The following is an 18,610-nucleotide window of genomic DNA, read 5'->3' on the forward strand; positions in this document are numbered from 1 at the left end:
AAGTCGCCTAGGTACAATTAGGGACTTGCTGTTTGAGGTTTCTATTAGTTCTTAAAGCTGTGAATTGGAGCAGGAATTCGTCCGCCTCGGTTGATGAAGTTGGCACAATTGAAGCCGTTAACAGCCATGACAGGCGCATATCCAAGTAGGCCGCCAAATTCTACGATTTCGCCTACATCCTTGCCAATGACAGGAATGACGCGAACAGCGGTTGTTTTGTTGTTGACCATTCCGATAGCAGCTTCATCGGCGATGATGCCAGAGATCGTCTCTTTGGTGGTACTTCCCGGAATAGCAATCATGTCCAGTCCTACAGAACATACACAGGTCATGGCTTCTAGCTTCTCAAGCGTAAGAGCACCACGCTGTACGGCTTGAATCATTCCGTGATCTTCACTAACTGGAATAAAGGCTCCACTGAGTCCACCAACATAGGAGGAGGCCATCACGCCACCTTTTTTAACATTGTCATTTAGAATCGCCAGAGCGGCTGTTGTTCCTGGTGCGCCAGCTTCTTCCAGACCCATGACTTGAAAGATCTCCGCAATGGAATCGCCAATTTCTGGTGTTGGAGCCAGAGATAAATCGATAATCCCAAAAGGCACGTTCATCCGTTTCGATGCTTCCTGCGCAACTAGTTGTCCCACACGCGTAACTTTAAAAGCAGTCCGTTTGATCGTTTCACACAAGGTTTCGAAGTCCTGACCTTTTACTTCCTCTAATGCACGCTTGATTACACCCGGGCCACTGACGCCAACGTTGATGACACATTCCCGTTCACCGACCCCATGAAAGGCTCCAGCCATAAAAGGATTGTCCTCGACAGCATTACAGAAGACAACCAGCTTAGCACAGCCGATGGAATCCCGATCCTTGGTGCGTTCCGCAGTTTGAATAATGATATCACCCATTAATTTCACAGCATCCATATTGATTCCACTTCTGGAGGAGCCGACGTTGACGGAAGAACAGACTCTTTCAGTGACTGCGAGTGCTTCTGGGATACTGTCGATTAGAATACGATCACCTTTGGTGCACCCTTTTTGCACAAGCGCAGAGAAGCCGCCAATAAAGTTAACGCCAACTTCTTTGGCAGCCTTGTCCAAAATTTCCGCTACAGGCACATACGTATCCGTCTTCACGGCACCAGCAGCAATAGCAATAGGGGTCACAGAAATCCGTTTATTAACAATGGGTACACCGAATTGTCTTTCCAGATCTTCACCTGTTTTGACGAGCTTCTCGGCGGATCTAGTGATTTTGTCGTATACGTTTTGGTTAAAAGTTCTCATATCTGTATGTGCACAATCCATGAGGCTGATCCCCATCGTTATGGTACGTACATCCAGATTCATTTCACGGATCATCTTATTCGTTTCTTGTACTTCCACCAGTGATATCATGGTCATCCTCCTAAATGCGGTGCATAATATTAAAAATATCCTCATGCTGAAGCTTGATTTCCACGCCGATTGCTTCTCCGATCAAATGTAAATCCTCAACAATATCCTCAAATGCTTTAGTCGCGCCAGAAATGTCTACAATCATCATCATGTTAAAATAATCTTGTACAATCGTCTGAGAAATATCCAGAATGTTCAAATTGTGCTCGGCAAGATATGTACATACCTTGGCAATAATCCCTACTTTATCTTTTCCTAATACAGTAATAATCCCCTTCATAAATACAGCCTCCCTTTGTATATGGTGATTACGCCGTGTAAACGGAATGAACCATTCCAATCATTATTACAAATGCTGAAGCAAGCTTCAACCAAAGGTTTTTTGTCCGTTTGATCATTTTTATATAAAGTCCTATGAATTTAAAGAAAATTCGATTGACAGTATATGAAAAATATGATGAAGTGAGAGATTGATACGATACTCTGAAGGAGTAAATATGACTACACAAAAATATAAAAATATGGTTGAAGAGCGGACCAAACAAACCCTCCAGGAATGGTCGGAACTGTCGGAAGTTAACGAGAAGGACATTTATCGTTTTTTGCATAATTTGAAAGGTACGGCAGGAACAGTGGGGTTACAAGAAGTTGAACAGTTTGCCGATGCAACGTTGCCCTATTTCATGGAAAGTAGCCTTAAGAGCTGGTCTATTGAAGAGTGGGGCGATTATTTGTATCCGCTTATTCCACTGTTTAACCAAGATTCATCGGTTTCTCTAGGTTCAGTTAAGACGTTAGACAAAAAAGGAAATGATGATGCGCTCCCACATAATGATATTTTGCTTATTGATGATGATGTAGAATTAGTGGCTTATTTAAAAGAATCATTGGAGAAGCAGAACTATTATGTAAGCATTGCCTTGTCCGCTGAACGAGGTCTCAAGATTTTTTATGAAACCAAACCGGATCTAATTCTTCTGGATATTCTTTTGCCTGATATCAGCGGAATTGAGGTCTTGAATCAAATTATCGGCAAAGCCAAAAAAGAACGTATTCCAATCATCATTATAAGTGGGGAGTACTCCAAAGCGACTCAACTGCATGCGTATAGGCTGGGTGTGATGGATTTTTTATCGAAGCCTGTAGATATTGATTTATTTCTGGCTTTGATTAAAAACCGCTTTGAGTTAAAGCGGGAGTGGCAGGAATCCATCATTGTGGATGAATTGACGGGTGCGTTTAATCGAAAACACTTTAATCAAGTGATGAAGCAGCTGATTTGCGATTTTAAGCGCACGGAACGGGTGTTTTCTTTAGCACTGATTGATCTGGACTATTTCAAAAAGATTAATGATACATATGGTCATCTAATCGGAGATGAGGTATTACAGTCCTTGTCTGAGCTTGTAAAGGGTTCGATTCGCATGGAAGATACCTTTTGCCGCTTCGGTGGAGAAGAGTTTGCTGTGTTTCTGCCAAATACGGATGCAAGTTCTGCATTGACAGTAATAAACCGTATTCAGGAGCAATTTGCTGCCACCGACTTTTTTGCGAAGAATGAAGTCTTTCATGTGACCTTCTCGAGTGGGATATCAGAGGTAACAGAAGCTGAGAATATTGCCGATAAAATTGTAGAAGAAGCAGACCAAGCTCTCTATGCCAGCAAAGATGCCGGAAGGAATCAGACTACACTCTACACGGACCATTTATCGTCGACTAAAAAGCATTCGGTTCTAAATGTAATTGTTGTGGATGATGATGCGTTGATTCGAAAAATAGTGACTCATCAGATTGATACTTGGGAGCCGGAGGATATTGCTGAGGTGAATATCAGCAGTTATGCGAATGGGCTGGATTTCTTGCAATCGGATTGGTATTCCATAGATGAGAAATATATCATTCTACTAGATGGTGTGATGCCGGATCTTGATGGCGTTGAAGTCCTGGAAAGAATTCGCAAGACGTATCCGGAAGTGAATATATTAGTGATCATGCTGACAGGGAGAAATAATCAGGCGGATATTGTACATGCTCTGCAGATGGGTGCCGATGATTATGTAGTAAAACCTGTCCATATGCCTGAGCTGTTGTCCCGAATGGAACGGTTGGCTCATAGATTTTTGTTCTAACACGAAGGGAATTGTGCGAATATGCAAAAAATAATGGTAGTGGATGATGAAGAAGTATTACGGATGTTAATCGAGGATACATTGGAAGATTTGGAGAATGTTGAGATTCACACAGCGGAGAATGGGTTGGAAGCTCTAACTAAGCTGTCTACGGATCCTTATGATTTGGTGATTCTGGATTATATGATGCCGGAAATGACAGGGATTGAAGTGCTTCAGCAGCTGGATGAGGAGAAAAAGAAAACTACAGCTATATTAATGTTAACGGCCAAAGCTCAAGATGTAGATCGAATTCGAGCAGTTGAAGCAGGTGCGCGTTACTTCATGCCGAAACCATTTAGTCCGATGGAACTCTTGCAGATTGTGGAGGGGATCCTGAGTGGTGAAGAAAAGTAACGCTAATCACAGCATCAAAAATAAATATTTCCGCATCATTGTATTAGTGTTTTCTTTAATCATTCTTATGGGAACTGTTTTTTTTATTTTCATAAACTATGAGCAAGATGAATTAAGTAGAGAACGTGAAAGTTTGCAGTATAAAGCAGACACGATCAGTGAGATGGCGAGCACGTTAAATGAGGTGTTTTTCCGAGCTAGGGGATTCACTTTGCTTAAGGACGAGAATGAATTAAAGCTCTTAAATGCAGCCCTAGTAAAATTTGATCAAATTCTGGATACGTATTCTAATCTTAATTTATCCGCCGAAGAAGCCTTGTTTAGAGATGGTTTAAAATCATTTTATGTCCAGTATAAAAATAAAACGCTACCGGAAGCGATTCGGCTTGTCGAGGCTGATGATTATGCTGCTTTGAGAGTACTATCCGGAGATGGTATTACTAAATCAGTGAATGATTTTCTAACGTATACGAAAGAGTACAGACAGCGATCCGATGCAGCATTAAATACCATGGCTATGGATTATATCAAACGAGCTAACGAATTCACCTTTATCGCCTTCTTTTTTAGCACGATTATTCTACTGTTCTTTACCTTTATGATCTGGCGGATTCTTAAGAATTTGATTAATCCTATTTTGAAGCTGGAAGGGGCCACTCATTCCTTGGCTGCCGGTGAGGAAATTCTTCTCGGCAAGCTTAAGCATCAAGATGAGATTGGTCGGCTTTATAATGCATTTCTAAATATGGCCAGAAGTATTCAGGACAAAGAAGAAGAATTGATGATGCAGAATGAAGAGCTGCACGCGCAGCAAGATGAACTTCAGGATCAGCAGTACAGACTGCAACGTTCGCTTAGTGAAATAGAGAGTATGATGAAGGCACTCGATCAATCCTCAGCGGTGGGGATCCTTACAGATAAAGGCGTATTTACCTACGCGAATGATAATTTAAGCAAATATACCGGCTATAAAAATTCTGAAATTATCGGTTTTACCTATAAGTTATTTGAACTCTATAATATATCTAGAGAACAAATGCAGAAGATCTTCAACAAATTATATACGGGCGGGGTATGGAGCAATGAACTCCAGATTCTGACTAAAGACGGATTGCCAATCTGGATGCATCTGACTGTCGTGCCGTATCTGAACAATGAGGGTGTGATTTATCAGTACATTTTTATCGCGTATGATGTCACCTCTATGAAAAGTGTACAGCTGGAGTTAGCGGAAACGCTGAAGAATACAGAACAGACCAAAAAAATGCTTGAACTTAATAATCAGCTGAATCATGACATTACGTACACCTTAGATAAACAAGAATTTGCAGATAAGTTTATTCAGTTCATGCATCACCTGTATTCATTTGATTCGAGTTTCTTCCTTCTTGTAAAAGATAAGATCGCGGCTGTTAAAGGGATTCCTCAGGAAAATGTAGCGCGTTATCTCGATAATGAGAACAATGAAATGTTATATCGTTTGAAGACGGAAAAAACCTATCTGATTAAGCGTCTAGCTACGCAATCGGAACAGGGAATTTCTGCGAATGAGGTCTACTGTTATGATTTCTATACCACTGTTGTAAATGCAGAAGATGAGATTCTAGCTGTATTTTGCGGAACCCGGATTGGACATTCTTTCAGTAAAGAAGAGATTAATGAGGTTCAAGGAATGATGAACCGCGTAGCTCTGGCGATTGAACGTTTATTCATGTACGAAGAGATTGAACATGGGCGAAAGCTGAACCGCGATATCGTGAATAACGTAAACGAAGGCATTCAGTTCGTGAGTACAGAAGGCATGATGCTTCAGATGAATAAGGCGCTGTGCAACATCGTTAACTATGACTGGATTGAAGGTACACTGACTCCTAGAAAAGAATGGATGGATTATTTCATCGAACGCTCGAATGAGAACCATGAGCTTCGGTCGTTTTTTGAACAAGCAATCTCTGAGGATGCTCTGGAGTCCAGCAGTATGCAATACTCCATTGGAACGGAATCCAAGAAGCATATTGATGTTTATGCGATTCCTGTTTTCCGCCGGGAGCTTAGAATTGGTACATTGTTTGTATATAGAGATATCACTAGGGAGTACGAGCTGGATCTTATGAAATCTGATCTTGTCAGTACGGTAAGTCATGAGCTGAGAACGCCATTGTCGAGTGTATTAGGATTCACGGAACTGCTATTGTCCAAAACCATGAAGCCTGAGAAGCAGCTGAAGTATTTGGAGACGATTCATAAGGAAGCGAAGCGGTTGACTGAGCTTATTAATGATTTTCTGGATCTGCAGAGAATGGAGTCAGGGAAGCAGCAGTATATCACGGAGCATGTAAATCTTAGTGAAATTGTCCTTGGGGTTATCGATCAATATAAACTTAGTAGCACGCATCATGTGCTATTGGTGGATGAGGCTCTGAATGCGGAGGTAGATGTGGACAAGGATAAGATCGTCCAAGTTCTAACGAATTTGTTAAGTAATGCGATCAAGTTCTCACCGTCTAACAATGAAGTGAAGGTACTGCTGCATAATGAGCCGGATCATATTATTGTGCGTATCCAGGATAATGGTCTGGGCATTCCAAAGGATCAAATCGGACAGCTATTCCAAAAATTCAGACGAGTGGATAACAGTGCCTCCAAAAGAATTGGTGGAACAGGTCTCGGTCTTGCCATCTGCAAAGAAATTATTGAGAAACAAAAGGGAACCATCGGTATTGATTCGGTAGAGGGTGAAGGGACAACCGTTTGGTTTAGCCTCCCAATCCTTAATGCAGAAGCAAGCCGGCAGCAAGATGAGCTGAATAAATGGAATGCTGATAAAGAGCTCAAACCGAATGTAATGATTGTTGAAGATGATTATAGTCTTTCGTTGCTTTTATCAGAAGAGCTTAAAGGGAAGGGGTTCCGTGTTACCCATCACTATCATCCACAGCAAGCTTTTGATCAAGCCTTGAAAACACCATTTGTTGCGATCGTGGTTGATTTGATGCTTGGTGAAGAACTGGACGGCTGGGATTTGATCCGAATGCTAAAAGAGGATTCGAGAACAGAGAATATTCCGATTGTTATCTCTTCTGCTCTGGATCAATCAGATAAGAACCAATTGAATGATGTGATACAGAAGTATTTGACGAAGCCTTATCCGCCAGGTGAGTTATCAAATACGCTTGAAGAGATTGTGAAGATAAAGACAGGGGTAGGCGAGGTATTATTTCCCGAAAGTAAGAAGGATTTATAGTTTTTATTTATCACAATATTTTATAAATAGTATCATTTTTTATAATGAAACCGATCAAAACAGGGCAAATCATACTGTTTTGATCGGTTTTTACGTACTTTATTGATACTTTTTCAATAATTAACAATTTTTAGGTGAAAATGACTTCATTGATCGTTTACAAATATTGTGATAGCCTGATTTTATGAGGTTCTAAAAAAGGCTCAGATAAATTCAATTGAGGCACGGATCATAACCAGATTTCATGTTTAGGAGAGGTGGATATTGTTGCAACTACAGGTAACGAACAGTCCTTTTAACGAGAACCAAGTCGAGCTTCTCAATCGTCTTCTACCAACCTTAACGGAGACGCAGCAAATATGGCTCAGTGGATTTTTGTCCGCGATTGGACGTACTACGGCGGCAGCGCCAGCAGGTGCTGAACTTCAAGTGCCATCGAATACGATTGGAAACACAGAGGTTGGTGCTGCCGTAACGAGCCAACCAGCAGCCTCACGGGAAGTGACCATATTATTTGGTTCGCAAACGGGTAATTGCCAGCGGCTTGCGGGGAGCTTGTCCCGCAAACTGGAAGAGCAAGGATTTCAGGTCACACTCTCCGCGATGAACAATTTCAAACCTACAGCGCTTAAAAAGGTTGAGAATCTACTTCTATTGGTAAGTACTCATGGAGAAGGTGAACCACCTGATAATGCAAGGATTTTTCATGAATTTCTTTACAGTAAAAGAGCTCCTCAATTAGAGAACCTGCGGTTTTCAGTTCTGGCTCTGGGAGACACCTCTTATGAATTTTTCTGTCAGACGGGTAAAGAGTTCGAGCAGAGGTTAGAGGAGCTTGGTGGTAAGCGCCTAAGTCCACGTGTAGATTGTGATCTCGATTATGACGATTCCGTTGCCGAATGGTTTGAAGGTGTAATTGGTGCATTAAATGCAAATTTAAATGCTCCAGCCATTGCTGCAAAAGCGGTTCAAGCCGCGGAGGACGCAGAGTCACAAGAACCTCTATATACTCGTAATAATCCTTTTAAGGCAGAGGTACTGGAGAATCTGAATTTGAACGGACGCGGCTCGGACCGGGAGACTCGCCATTTGGAACTATCGCTTGAAGGCTCTAATATACAGTTTGAACCTGGGGATGCACTGGGAGTATACCCAGAGAATCATCCTGAACTGGTGGACGCTATTATTCATACTATGGGCTGGAATCCTAATGATAAGGTTCCGTTTAATAAGAAAGGTGATGAAGGAGCCTTACGTGAGGCACTTCTGCATCATTATGAAATCACTGTATTGACCAAACCTTTGCTGGAGCAAGCGGCAAAGCTGTCTGCTTCAAACAAGCTGAGTGAGTTATTAGCTCCAGATCGTGCTTCGGAGCTTAAAGAGTATATTCAAGGACGCGATCTACTCGATTTGATCCAGGACTTCTCACCGTGGGAAGGTCCAGCCAGCAGTTTTGTGACGATTTTGCGGAAGCTTCCTGCACGGTTATATTCTATCGCTAGCAGTTATAAAGCTAGCCCGGATGAGGTTCATCTAACCGTCAGAGCTGTACGTTATGAGGCTCACGGTAGGGAACGTTACGGTGTCTGCTCAGTGCATTGCGCAGAAAGAGTAGAGCCGGGAGATACATTGCCTATTTACATTCAGCATAATCCTAACTTTAAGCTGCCGACTAATCCGGATGCGCCGATCATCATGATCGGACCAGGCACAGGTGTTGCACCATTCCGCTCTTTCCTAGAGGAACGTGGAGAGCTGGGAGCGGGAGGGAAATCTTGGCTGTTCTATGGGGATCGGCATTTTGTAACAGATTTCCTGTATCAGACAGATTGGCAGAGAATGCTAAAGGATGGCGTTCTAAGCAAGCTGGATGTCGCCTTCTCACGTGATACCGAAGAGAAAGTATATGTACAACATCGCATTTTACAAAAGAGTCGTGAGGTTTATGAATGGCTGCAAGAAGGTGCTCATATCTACGTTTGCGGTGACGAGAAGTACATGGCGCATGATGTTCATTCTGCACTGCTTACGGTAATTCAGAGTGAGGGCGGACTGAGCCTTGAAGCTGCAGCGGCTTATCTGGAAGATATGCAACAGACGCAGCGTTACCAGCGTGATGTCTATTAATGGATAGATGGAGTTATCGAATGACTTCGGGGGGAGATAACAACAATGGCAAACAATGAGAAGGTTCAGCCGATCGGCGGGCCTCCAAGTGATGTTGAGTATATTAAATCGGAGAGTAACTATCTGCGGGGTGCATTAGTTGAGACACTAAGCAATCCGATTACGGGTGGTCTACCTGAAGATGACAATCGGCTGCTTAAATTTCACGGAAGCTATATGCAGGATGACAGAGATTTGCGCAATGAACGGGAACGTCAGAAGCTGGAGCCAGCATTCCAGTTTATGCTTCGCGTAGTTGCCCCAGGTGGTGTAGCTACACCGGAACAATGGCTGGTGATGGATGATCTGGCACAGAAGTATGGTAACGGAACCTTACGTCTGACTACAAGACAGGCATTTCAAATGCATGGCGTTCTCAAATGGAACTTAAAAAAGACCATTCGAAGCATCAATGATACGCTAATGACAACCCTTGCAGCTTGTGGGGATGTCAACCGTAACGTAATGAGCAATCCGAATCCTTATCAATCTGAGGTGCATGCAGAAGTCTATGAATGGGCGCGCAAAGTTAGTGATCATCTATCCCCACGTACTCCCGCTTACCATGAAATTTGGCTAGACGGTGAAAAGGTAGTGGATAGTTTAGGAGATCGGGCAGAAGTTGAACCGATCTATGGTCCGGTATATTTACCGCGTAAATTCAAGATTGGTCTTGCGGTGCCCCCTTCAAATGACGTAGATGTGTTCTCGCAGGATCTAGGCTTCATCGCTATTCTTGAGAATGATAAGCTGGTAGGGTTCAACGTTTCTGTAGGCGGCGGTATGGGAATGACGCATGGCGATACCAGCACGTATCCTCAGCTTGGCCGTATCATTGGTTTTTGCCGTCCTGATCAATTGATCGATGTAGCGGAGAAGACAGTAACGATTCAGCGAGACTATGGAAATCGTTCTGTCCGCAAAAATGCACGGTTCAAGTATACGATTGACCGCCACGGTCTGGAATGGTTTGTCGATGAGCTGCATGAAAGACTCGGATGGCAGCTTGAGGCGGCACGTGAGTACCATTTCGACCATAATGGAGACCGCTATGGCTGGGTGAAAGGTACCAATGGAAAATGGAATTTGACGCTTTATATCCAAAGCGGACGGATTCATGACCAAGAAGGGTACACATTGATGACTGGACTGCGGGAAATTGCCAAGATTCATACCGGGGATTTCCGGCTTACGCCGAATCAGAATTTAACGATTGCTAACGTAACCACTGCCAAAAAGCGAAAAGTTTCTGAGCTGGCTAAACAGCATGGACTTACGGACGGAGCTCATCTGTCTGCGCTACGACGCAGTTCGATGTCTTGTGTGGCGCTACCAACCTGCGGACTTGCAATGGCTGAAGCAGAACGTTATTTGCCTTCGTTGATTGATAAGCTAGAGCTTGTCCTTGATGAAGCTGGTCTACGCGATGAGGAAATCGTGATCCGGATGACAGGCTGTCCTAATGGGTGTGCAAGACCGGCACTAGGCGAAATCTCGTTTATTGGTAAAGGTCCAGGCAGATATAATATGTACTTGGGAGCAGGGTTTACGGGAGATCGCTTGAACAAAATGTATAAAGAAAACATAGATGAAAAAGAAATTCTGGAGACGCTGGAGCCAATTCTTCATCGTTATTCAAAAGAACGTCTGCATAGAGAGCATTTTGGAGATTTCGTGATCCGTGCAGGCTATGTCAAAGCGGTTTCGTCAGGTCTTAATTTTCATGACTAATCTAATATAGACTGAAGAGGTGTCCCAGAGCCTGCATTATGGCTGCTGGGACACCTCTTTGTTGGTTGGCCTTACCTAGAATAAGGGAAGTTTTTTAGTTTCAGACAGGAATAAATATTTTTTTTGCTTAATGATTTGGATTTCTCGTGTTTTTCTTTCATAATATAAAGGGGAAACTAAATACAAAAGAAGAGCCATTGCCCGAGAGTGATGTGTTCTGTACAGAAGAGGCGATATTATGATTATCATGAAAACGATGGAAGAAATCGAAAAAATGCGTGCGGCGGGAAAAATTCTCGCTGAATGTCATCGTCAAATTGCGCAAATTCTACAGCCGGGAATTACTACCTGGGAGATTGATGAATTTGCAGAAAAATTTATACTGTCTCAAGGAGCAACTCCTGAGCAAAAGGGATATAACGGATATCCGTACGCAACCTGTGCCTCTGTAAATGATGTAATCTGCCACGGATTTCCGAAAAAGGAACCACTTAAAGATGGAGATATAGTAACCATAGACATGGTAGTTAACTTAGATGGCTGGTTGGCAGATTCCGCTTGGTCATATGGGATTGGCAACATTAGTGAGCAGGCGACTAAATTGCTAGACACCACAAAGGAATCTTTATTCCGTGGTATCGAGCAAGCAGTTGCAGGCAACCGTATCGGGGATGTCGCTCATGCTATTCAAGTTTACGCAGAGTCTAATGGTTTTTCTGTTGTGCGTGATTTTATTGGCCATGGGATTGGTTCAGAAATGCATGAAGCACCAGAGGTACCTCACTATGGTCCAGCTGGCAGAGGACCTCGTCTTAAAGAGGGGATGGTATTTACCATTGAACCGATGCTGAACACAGGCAGCTACAGAACAAAAATTGATGCGGATGGTTGGACTGCACGTACTATTGACGGCGGTCTGTCAGCACAGTATGAACATACATTAGCTATCACCCCTCAAGGAACCATTATTCTGACTGAACTATAATTTAGGGTAGAAAATAGACCTGATTAGCTTCATCTTCTCATGATGTTGCTGATCAGGTCTTTTTGTTGTTCAATTAATCAGTTAATCAGTAATGTTGCGAGTATAATATTCAATGATATCTTTTCGACGAATAATTCCGACAAACACGCCTTCTTTATCAATCACAGGAACAAAATTCTGATCTGCGGCGAGCGTCAACATATCCTCCATTTCGGCATTTATGAGAACGCTCTCGTTATGAACATGCTTCTGGATATCGCTTACTGGAACTTCTCCTATATTGTCAAAAGTTAGACCTGCTGTGTTTTTTAGCTTCCACAATAGATCACCTTCCGAAAGTGTTCCTACATATTTTCCTTCATTATCAATAATAGGGATAGCCGTATAATGGTGCTGCTCTAATTGTTCTAAGGCTTCCAGCATGGATAGTGAATTAGTGATGTAGGCAACTTGATCTTTAGGCAACAAAAAAGAGGATATTTCCATCGGCATGAACTCCTTTGTATTGAGATTTTTTTAGTTAGGCTACTTTTATTTAAACATACTTTTTGAAGGGATAGGTGTTTTAAATTTTATTATTTAATTATAGGTGAAAAGACCTATTTAATGATAGTCGTATTTTGTCGATTAAAGATAAGGTATATTATCCTAGAGTGGAGTTGTTCAGATGGCGTTATATCGTAGGCTTTCTTTAACGGTTAAATTTGTTCTGGTAGTAAGTTTAGTTATCATTGTTATCTTTTTCTTTAGTCTAATCGCGAATCTGCTTAATCTTCGAAGTGTGAGCATATCGAACGGTGAACTAGAGGCGGAAGTTGCTGGGCGAAGTTATGCGGAAACTATTCAGAATAGTATGGTAGACATAGAGTCGGCAGCAAAGGTATTCACAGATGTACTGGTTGAATCAAGAGAACATCAAACTTTGAGTCGTGAAGAAGTTATTTCTACAATGAAATCGATGCTTGAGAATAGACCCGAGCTTTTTGCAATTAGTACATTGTGGGAACCCAATGCCTTCGATCAAAACGATCAGGCTAATATCAATAAGACGCCATATGATGATGGTACGGGGCGTTTTATTCCTTATGTTCTTAGAAATCAAGGTTCAATAACGGTTGAACCCTTAAAGAATTACGATGTAGAAGGTGCGGGTGATTATTACCTTTTACCTAAAAAAGAGAAAAAACCGATCTACATTGAACCCTATTCCTATGAGACGACTGGCGGGGCTATAGAGATGATTTCGGTTATGCTGCCCATTTTGGACAAATCAGGCACTTTTCTTGGGACGGTAGGATTTGATGTTTCGTTATCAAAGCTCCAGGAGGATGCTGATAAATATAAACCTATGGGTGGATACGTTTCTCTAGTCACGGGTAATGGTAAATATGCAGCTAATCCTAATGATCCAGAAAGTGTACTTAAAGATTTCGGTGATACGGAAGAGAAAGCTGCACTGTGGAGACAAGTGAAGAATGGGAAGTCGGTTCAGGGGTACACCAATAATTCCAAAGGAGAAAATGTACTTCGTATTTTTGTTCCGATTCCACTGCCAGAAAGCGATCAGGTATGGTATACGCAGACTGCGATTCCTAAAGCTACAATCATGGCTGATTACGAACAATCGAAAACAGAATCATTTATTATCATGCTTGTTGGGATGCTGATTCTAGGAATAGTTATAGTCTTACAATTATGGTTAATGGTGATCAAACCGCTTCGAGTATTATCTGAGAAATTGCAGCTTATGGCTCAAGGGGACTTAACACAAACATTGCAGGTTCGAAATGATGATGAATTCGGTAAGATGTCTTCTCATTTTAATCAGATGACATATAAGCTTCGAGAAATGTTTGGACTTGTGGCTGATTTATCGATGTCAGTGGGTGCTACTTCTGAAGAGTTGACAGCGAACGCGGAACAGACAGGGAAAGCTGCTGAACAGATTGCTGTGGCTATTGGACGAGTCGCCGAGGGAGCGCAACTGCAGAATGGTTATGCAGGAGAATCTTCTCTGGCGATGAGCGATCTTAGCATTGGAGTGCAACGTATCGCTGACTCTTCATCAGCGGTGTCTGCATCTGCAGACGAAGTAACCGATCAAACGAAGAGAGGCAGTGCACAGCTTCAAATGGCTGTGAACCAGATGACAGAGCTTAAGCAATCCGTGGATGAGACGAGTCTGGCGATTGAACGACTAGGTGAAAGATCTGTACAGATTAGTGGGATTATTGGTCTGATCTCGAATATCAGTAAACAGACTAATCTATTGGCATTAAACGCAGCAATTGAAGCATCCAGAGTGGGTGAACAAGGTCGTGGATTTGCTGTAGTAGCTTCGGAAATACGCATGTTGGCGGATCAAACGAAACAAGCTGCCGAACAAGTTACTGAATTAGTCGAACATGTGGTCCAAGATACTAATCAAGCCTCACAGGCTATGGCTGTTGGTAATGAGCAAGTACGTATCGGTGTGCAGGGTGTATCTGACAGTGATCTTTTGTTTACATCGATTCTTGCTGAAATGACACAGGTTACAGATCAGATTCAGGAAGTATCTGCTGCTGCACAGCAGATGACTGCTGGTACAGAGCAAATTTCAGCTAGTGTAAAAGTATTAGCTGAACTTGCATCAGAAGCGTCCGCAGATTCACAAAGTGTTGCAGCAGCCTCAGAGGAGCAGCTTGCTTCTATGGAAGAAATCTCAGCTTCGACGGAATCCCTCAGCTCAATGGTGCAAGATTTGCTGGACAAATTGTCTTATTTTAAAATTTAAACTGATGTGATATCGTGATTACAGGTGGGAAACCCTGTCCTTTTCTAAAGGATTAGGGTTTTTCCATTTATTACATAATCTAAAAGGTATCTACATGCCATCGGATGTGCTATAATCAATATATCGAAAGTAGTTACCTGCTAATTCACATAGCGTAGAGGGTTATTCTTAAGATGACAATAACCTTGTACCATATGTGAATTTTTATTTTTTTAGAGATTTTGTAAGAGATTTTTTTGGGATAAGAATAACATGTAAATTAAAAAAAGGTGGTAATTATATTATGCAAACAGGAACAGTGAAATGGTTTAACGCAGACAAAGGCTTTGGTTTTATCGAGGTTGAAGGCGGAGAAGACGTATTCGTACATTTTAGCGCAATCACTGGTGACGGATTCAAATCTTTGGATGAAGGACAACGTGTAGAATTTAACGTAGTTCAAGGCAATCGTGGTCAACAAGCTGAGAATGTTGTAAAACTCTAAAGTTGTGAAAAAAATCCCCAAACTTATAGTTTGGGGATTTTTTTAAATATAAGAAATTATAAGTTTCACACAATACTTTATGTCTTATATTTCTCGCTTAGTAGAAAGGTGGCGGATGTAAGTGCAGGTGTTTGAAGACTGGAATTTAAAAGTGAAGAAAACCTTTAACGCTACAAGCAACAAAGAAGTATTGACTGTGTCTGAAGCCGGTAGCTTGCTTGGTCTGTCTAAAGATCAAATGAAAAGCTATGTAGACCAGCATAAGTTAACCAAAGTCCCAATTATGAGAAGTGTTGTCAGGTATCTTTTACTGAAAAGTGAAATCGATACGATCCTGAACAAAACCTAATGTAACCTCAATATACTTTGCAGACCCATCCTTGATAGGATGTGGTCTTTTTTTTTGCCTCATAAATTTCTTATAAAAAGAAACTTATCGATCCAATGATCGTCTATAATAATGGGATATTTAGGTAATGGAGGGTAGGCACAAATAAAAAGTGATGTTCATTAATGGTGAGAAGTCGCATAAACAGAAAGGGTAATTCATTCAAATGAAAAATAAACAGAGCACTCATCCACCTGCTTCATTTGCTTTAAGTAGAATCGAGAAAAAGAAAGTGAAAAAGAATAAAATCAGCAAGAAAATGAAGATTTGGTACTTTTCGATCGCTACCATACTTCTTGTTGGGCTGGGATCCTTTATTTTCCGTAAAGAACTAATGATTTTTGGGTTTGATAATGTTGTAGCACCAACTATTGAACACACCCTTGAAGAGTCTTATGTGCCGTTGGAAGACACTGAAGAATCTGGATTACAAGCAACAAAGGGAAATAAAGACCGTCCTTTCTCTATCCTTCTACTAGGCACCGATCAGCGTGGCAAAGAAAACGGACTTTCTGATTCCATTATTTATACAGTTATTCGACCTGTAGACCATAAAGCACTGCTCGTCTCCATTCCCCGTGATTCATATACTGAAATTATTGGAGCAGAAAATATCAAAGGAGCACGAAAAGAAACCAAGATTAATGCAGCGCATTCCTACGGTGGTCCTCAGATGAGTGTGGATACCGTTAAGAATCTACTGAACGCACCTATTGATTACTATGCTACTATTAATTTTAATGGGCTTGTGGGTGTTACAGATGCTCTTGGAGGAGTGGTGCTTCCAATCACCAAGGTGATAGAGAATAAGAGCCCCGATCATGAGAAACTAAGAATTGAGCCGAACAAACCGATCTATTCCGGTAAGGAAGCTTTAATGTATGTAAGATATCGGGAAGATTCTGATTTTAAGAGAACAGAGAGACAAAGGATTTTCCTAAAAGCAGCGCTTGATCGGATGAAAAGAATAGATAATATTCTTAATATACAGAACATTATTGAAATTGCTGGCAGTAACTTTAAAACCAATATGAAGTCAGATTTTATTTTGGATTTGGCTAAGAAGGTAATTCTTGAAGGTAGAACCCCTGAAATAACGAGTCATATGCTCCGAGGGGAAGGAAAACATACGGATCAATGGTATTATATACTCGATGAAAATGATGTAAAGCGTACCCATGATATGATTGAGATTTGGCTGAATCCAGAATCTACTGAGGCTGATCTAATAACTGCTTCTAAGGATGATGCTGCATAATATTTTTGCTATTCTATTTTATATTCACACGGAGGTTAGCTTCTATGGCAGTAAAATCAAAGGAGCAAATGATACTCGAATTTAAGTCTCTTATTCCATTCGTGAAATCATTAGAAGAGGTGCCAGATAAACATTGGGATAAGCCCATAGCTACTGGTAAATGGACCGTGAAGGATATTCTCTGTCACCTCATGCTCTGGGATAAATATTTCTATGAAGGTGCTATTAAGAAGATTATTTTGAAAGAACCACTAACAACGAAACATTTGGATTTTAACGAATTTAATGCTAATGCGATTGAGTATGCCAAATTGTTATCCAAGCAAACCTTGATTGAACAATTTGTGCTCTACAGATCTAGAATTTTAGATGCAGTCTCTGGATTAACGGATGAAGAATGTGATTTGGAATATAAGGATGGAGACCGCAAGAAGTTCAGTGTTCGCAAGTATATGAGAAGTTTTATTCCACATGATAAGCATCATAAAAAACAGATTGAACAATTTCTAAAATACATACAGCAAGGTTGAAAGTTTGCCTTTTATGGCTTAAACTTTAGCGCGATTCTGAACCAATTTCATGGATTGGCGAATGAGTATTGGGCCGAACATGCTGCCGGCTGAGGCGGCTATAAAGGAATGTAAGGGAAACCTAATGGCAAAGTAAATGACCGTTCCAGCTACAAAGTCAATAAGAATGAATTTCTTGATCTCGGATAGTGGGATTGTGACGAATACAAATGATTCTTTATTTTTCAAGTGGTTGACCTCCTATTTGATAACGCAGCATATAAATCCACTGTTCATTCTATTTTGAGAACAAGATGTCCCATTCGAAATATTTAGACTAACGGCATAGAAGAGTAAAGGGTGAAGACTCGAATGGATAATCAGGATCATCAAAAAGAGCGGAAACCGCTATTATATATACAGACAGCAAATCATGTTATGGAAGAAATCAGGAAGAGAAAGCTTCAGTCACATGATCTTGTCCCATCTGAAGGGGAGATTGCGAAGTTGTACGGTGCCGACTTTAATAAGCCTGGCTTTGAATTTGTTCGACCATTACCTAGCCATCAGCTATATGAGCCCATCGTGACTGATATGAAGCGAGTAAATGGAAAACGGTTCTTGCTACGTTTACGCATGCCGGTACAAGCCTATGAATTATATGGTGCGCCGAAGGAACTTGAATTAGTGTATGATTTTGAGCATGAAGGTACGGTTGACGTATCACTGCAATGGTTCGGAAAAGAAGCCAACCGCCTTCCAGAAGCAAGCTGGTTCGGTTGTGCATTGAATGTCGATAATCCTAATCTTTGGTTGATGGATAAGATGGGCTTTCCAGTCTCACCTTTGCGTGTAGTGAAGGACGGGAATCGTAATCTTCATGCCATTGGACGTGGCGTTAGTTATCAGGGGGCAGATGGGAGCGCCTTTATCGAAACCATGGATGCTGCGTTGGCTGCACCGGGTCAAAAAAGACTGCTACAATTCGATAATTCTTTTGTTTCTCTAGATAAAGGATGGCATTTTAATTTGCACAACAATATCTGGGGTACCAATTTCCCTATGTGGTACGGTGAAGATGCAGTATTTCGTTTTCGTCTAAATTTACAATCGAACCGTAAGTAAAATAATAGATGTA

Annotated in this window: 16 protein-coding genes; 12 read left to right on the plus strand and 4 right to left on the minus strand. The window is 41.5% G+C overall.

Annotation, left to right across the window (positions count from 1 at the left end; all coding sequences use genetic code 11):
- Positions 1-44 precede the first annotated feature (44 nt).
- On the minus strand, positions 45-1,400 hold the full coding sequence (locus MKX60_RS13995) for a PFL family protein (RefSeq protein WP_256716384.1): 1,356 nt from the start codon (positions 1,398-1,400) through the stop codon (positions 45-47).
- A 13-nt stretch (positions 1,401-1,413) separates the two neighbouring features.
- Positions 1,414-1,683: an ACT domain-containing protein gene (locus tag MKX60_RS14000; protein WP_042189980.1), complete on the minus strand. Its 270-nt coding sequence runs from the start codon at positions 1,681-1,683 to the stop codon at positions 1,414-1,416.
- A gap of 217 nt (positions 1,684-1,900) precedes the next feature.
- Here MKX60_RS14000 and MKX60_RS14005 point away from each other — a divergent pair, with 217 nt between their 5' ends.
- From MKX60_RS14005 to map, 6 genes are all read left to right on the plus strand, one after another.
- Positions 1,901-3,532: a diguanylate cyclase gene (locus tag MKX60_RS14005; protein ID WP_076284628.1), complete on the plus strand. Its 1,632-nt coding sequence runs from the start codon at positions 1,901-1,903 to the stop codon at positions 3,530-3,532.
- Between the two features lie 21 nt (positions 3,533-3,553).
- A complete protein-coding gene (locus MKX60_RS14010; protein WP_076284629.1) occupies positions 3,554-3,928 on the plus strand; it encodes a response regulator transcription factor in 375 nt (124 codons plus the stop codon).
- Positions 3,915-7,172 carry an ATP-binding protein gene (locus MKX60_RS14015; RefSeq protein WP_143759559.1) on the plus strand — a complete coding sequence of 1,086 codons (3,258 nt, stop codon included), beginning with the start codon at positions 3,915-3,917 and terminating at the stop codon, positions 7,170-7,172. Before MKX60_RS14010 ends, MKX60_RS14015 begins: the two co-directional genes overlap by 14 nt.
- Before the next feature lie 267 nt (positions 7,173-7,439).
- Positions 7,440-9,302 (plus strand): assimilatory sulfite reductase (NADPH) flavoprotein subunit, encoded by a 1,863-nt coding sequence (locus MKX60_RS14020; RefSeq protein WP_341060310.1) that lies wholly within the window; start codon positions 7,440-7,442, stop codon positions 9,300-9,302.
- A gap of 45 nt (positions 9,303-9,347) precedes the next feature.
- A complete protein-coding gene (gene cysI / locus MKX60_RS14025) occupies positions 9,348-11,072 on the plus strand; it encodes an assimilatory sulfite reductase (NADPH) hemoprotein subunit (protein ID WP_341060115.1) in 1,725 nt (574 codons plus the stop codon).
- A gap of 238 nt (positions 11,073-11,310) precedes the next feature.
- Complete coding sequence (map, locus tag MKX60_RS14030; RefSeq protein WP_042129378.1) at positions 11,311-12,057, plus strand: type I methionyl aminopeptidase; 747 nt, start codon at positions 11,311-11,313, stop codon at positions 12,055-12,057.
- Positions 12,058-12,138: 81 nt separating this feature from the next.
- On the opposite strand, the gene MKX60_RS14035 is transcribed toward map, so the two are convergent.
- Complete coding sequence (locus tag MKX60_RS14035) at positions 12,139-12,543, minus strand: CBS domain-containing protein (protein WP_042189973.1); 405 nt, start codon at positions 12,541-12,543, stop codon at positions 12,139-12,141.
- Between the two features lie 181 nt (positions 12,544-12,724).
- Here MKX60_RS14035 and MKX60_RS14040 point away from each other — a divergent pair, with 181 nt between their 5' ends.
- From MKX60_RS14040 to MKX60_RS14060, 5 genes are all read left to right on the plus strand, one after another.
- A complete protein-coding gene (locus MKX60_RS14040) occupies positions 12,725-14,833 on the plus strand; it encodes a methyl-accepting chemotaxis protein (RefSeq protein WP_076300542.1) in 2,109 nt (702 codons plus the stop codon).
- Between the two features lie 283 nt (positions 14,834-15,116).
- On the plus strand, positions 15,117-15,317 hold the full coding sequence (locus tag MKX60_RS14045; RefSeq protein ID WP_036685790.1) for a cold-shock protein: 201 nt from the start codon (positions 15,117-15,119) through the stop codon (positions 15,315-15,317).
- Between the two features lie 121 nt (positions 15,318-15,438).
- Positions 15,439-15,666: a helix-turn-helix domain-containing protein gene (locus MKX60_RS14050; RefSeq protein ID WP_042189969.1), complete on the plus strand. Its 228-nt coding sequence runs from the start codon at positions 15,439-15,441 to the stop codon at positions 15,664-15,666.
- Positions 15,667-15,871: 205 nt separating this feature from the next.
- Positions 15,872-16,963, plus strand: a complete 1,092-nt coding sequence (locus MKX60_RS14055; protein ID WP_341060116.1) for an LCP family protein — start codon at positions 15,872-15,874, stop codon at positions 16,961-16,963.
- Positions 16,964-17,007: 44 nt separating this feature from the next.
- Positions 17,008-17,493 carry a DinB family protein gene (locus MKX60_RS14060; RefSeq protein WP_339266070.1) on the plus strand — a complete coding sequence of 162 codons (486 nt, stop codon included), beginning with the start codon at positions 17,008-17,010 and terminating at the stop codon, positions 17,491-17,493.
- Positions 17,494-17,511: 18 nt separating this feature from the next.
- Here the strand turns inward: MKX60_RS14060 and MKX60_RS14065 are convergent, their stop codons facing one another.
- Positions 17,512-17,721 carry a hypothetical protein gene (locus tag MKX60_RS14065; RefSeq protein WP_076300540.1) on the minus strand — a complete coding sequence of 70 codons (210 nt, stop codon included), beginning with the start codon at positions 17,719-17,721 and terminating at the stop codon, positions 17,512-17,514.
- A gap of 123 nt (positions 17,722-17,844) precedes the next feature.
- Here MKX60_RS14065 and MKX60_RS14070 point away from each other — a divergent pair, with 123 nt between their 5' ends.
- Positions 17,845-18,597, plus strand: a complete 753-nt coding sequence (locus MKX60_RS14070) for a hypothetical protein (protein WP_341060117.1) — start codon at positions 17,845-17,847, stop codon at positions 18,595-18,597.
- The last annotated feature ends 13 nt before the right edge of the window (positions 18,598-18,610 follow it).

It is taken from the genome of Paenibacillus sp. FSL R5-0914 (genome assembly GCF_038004525.1).
Taxonomy (GTDB): Bacteria; Bacillota; Bacilli; order Paenibacillales; family Paenibacillaceae; genus Paenibacillus_AQ.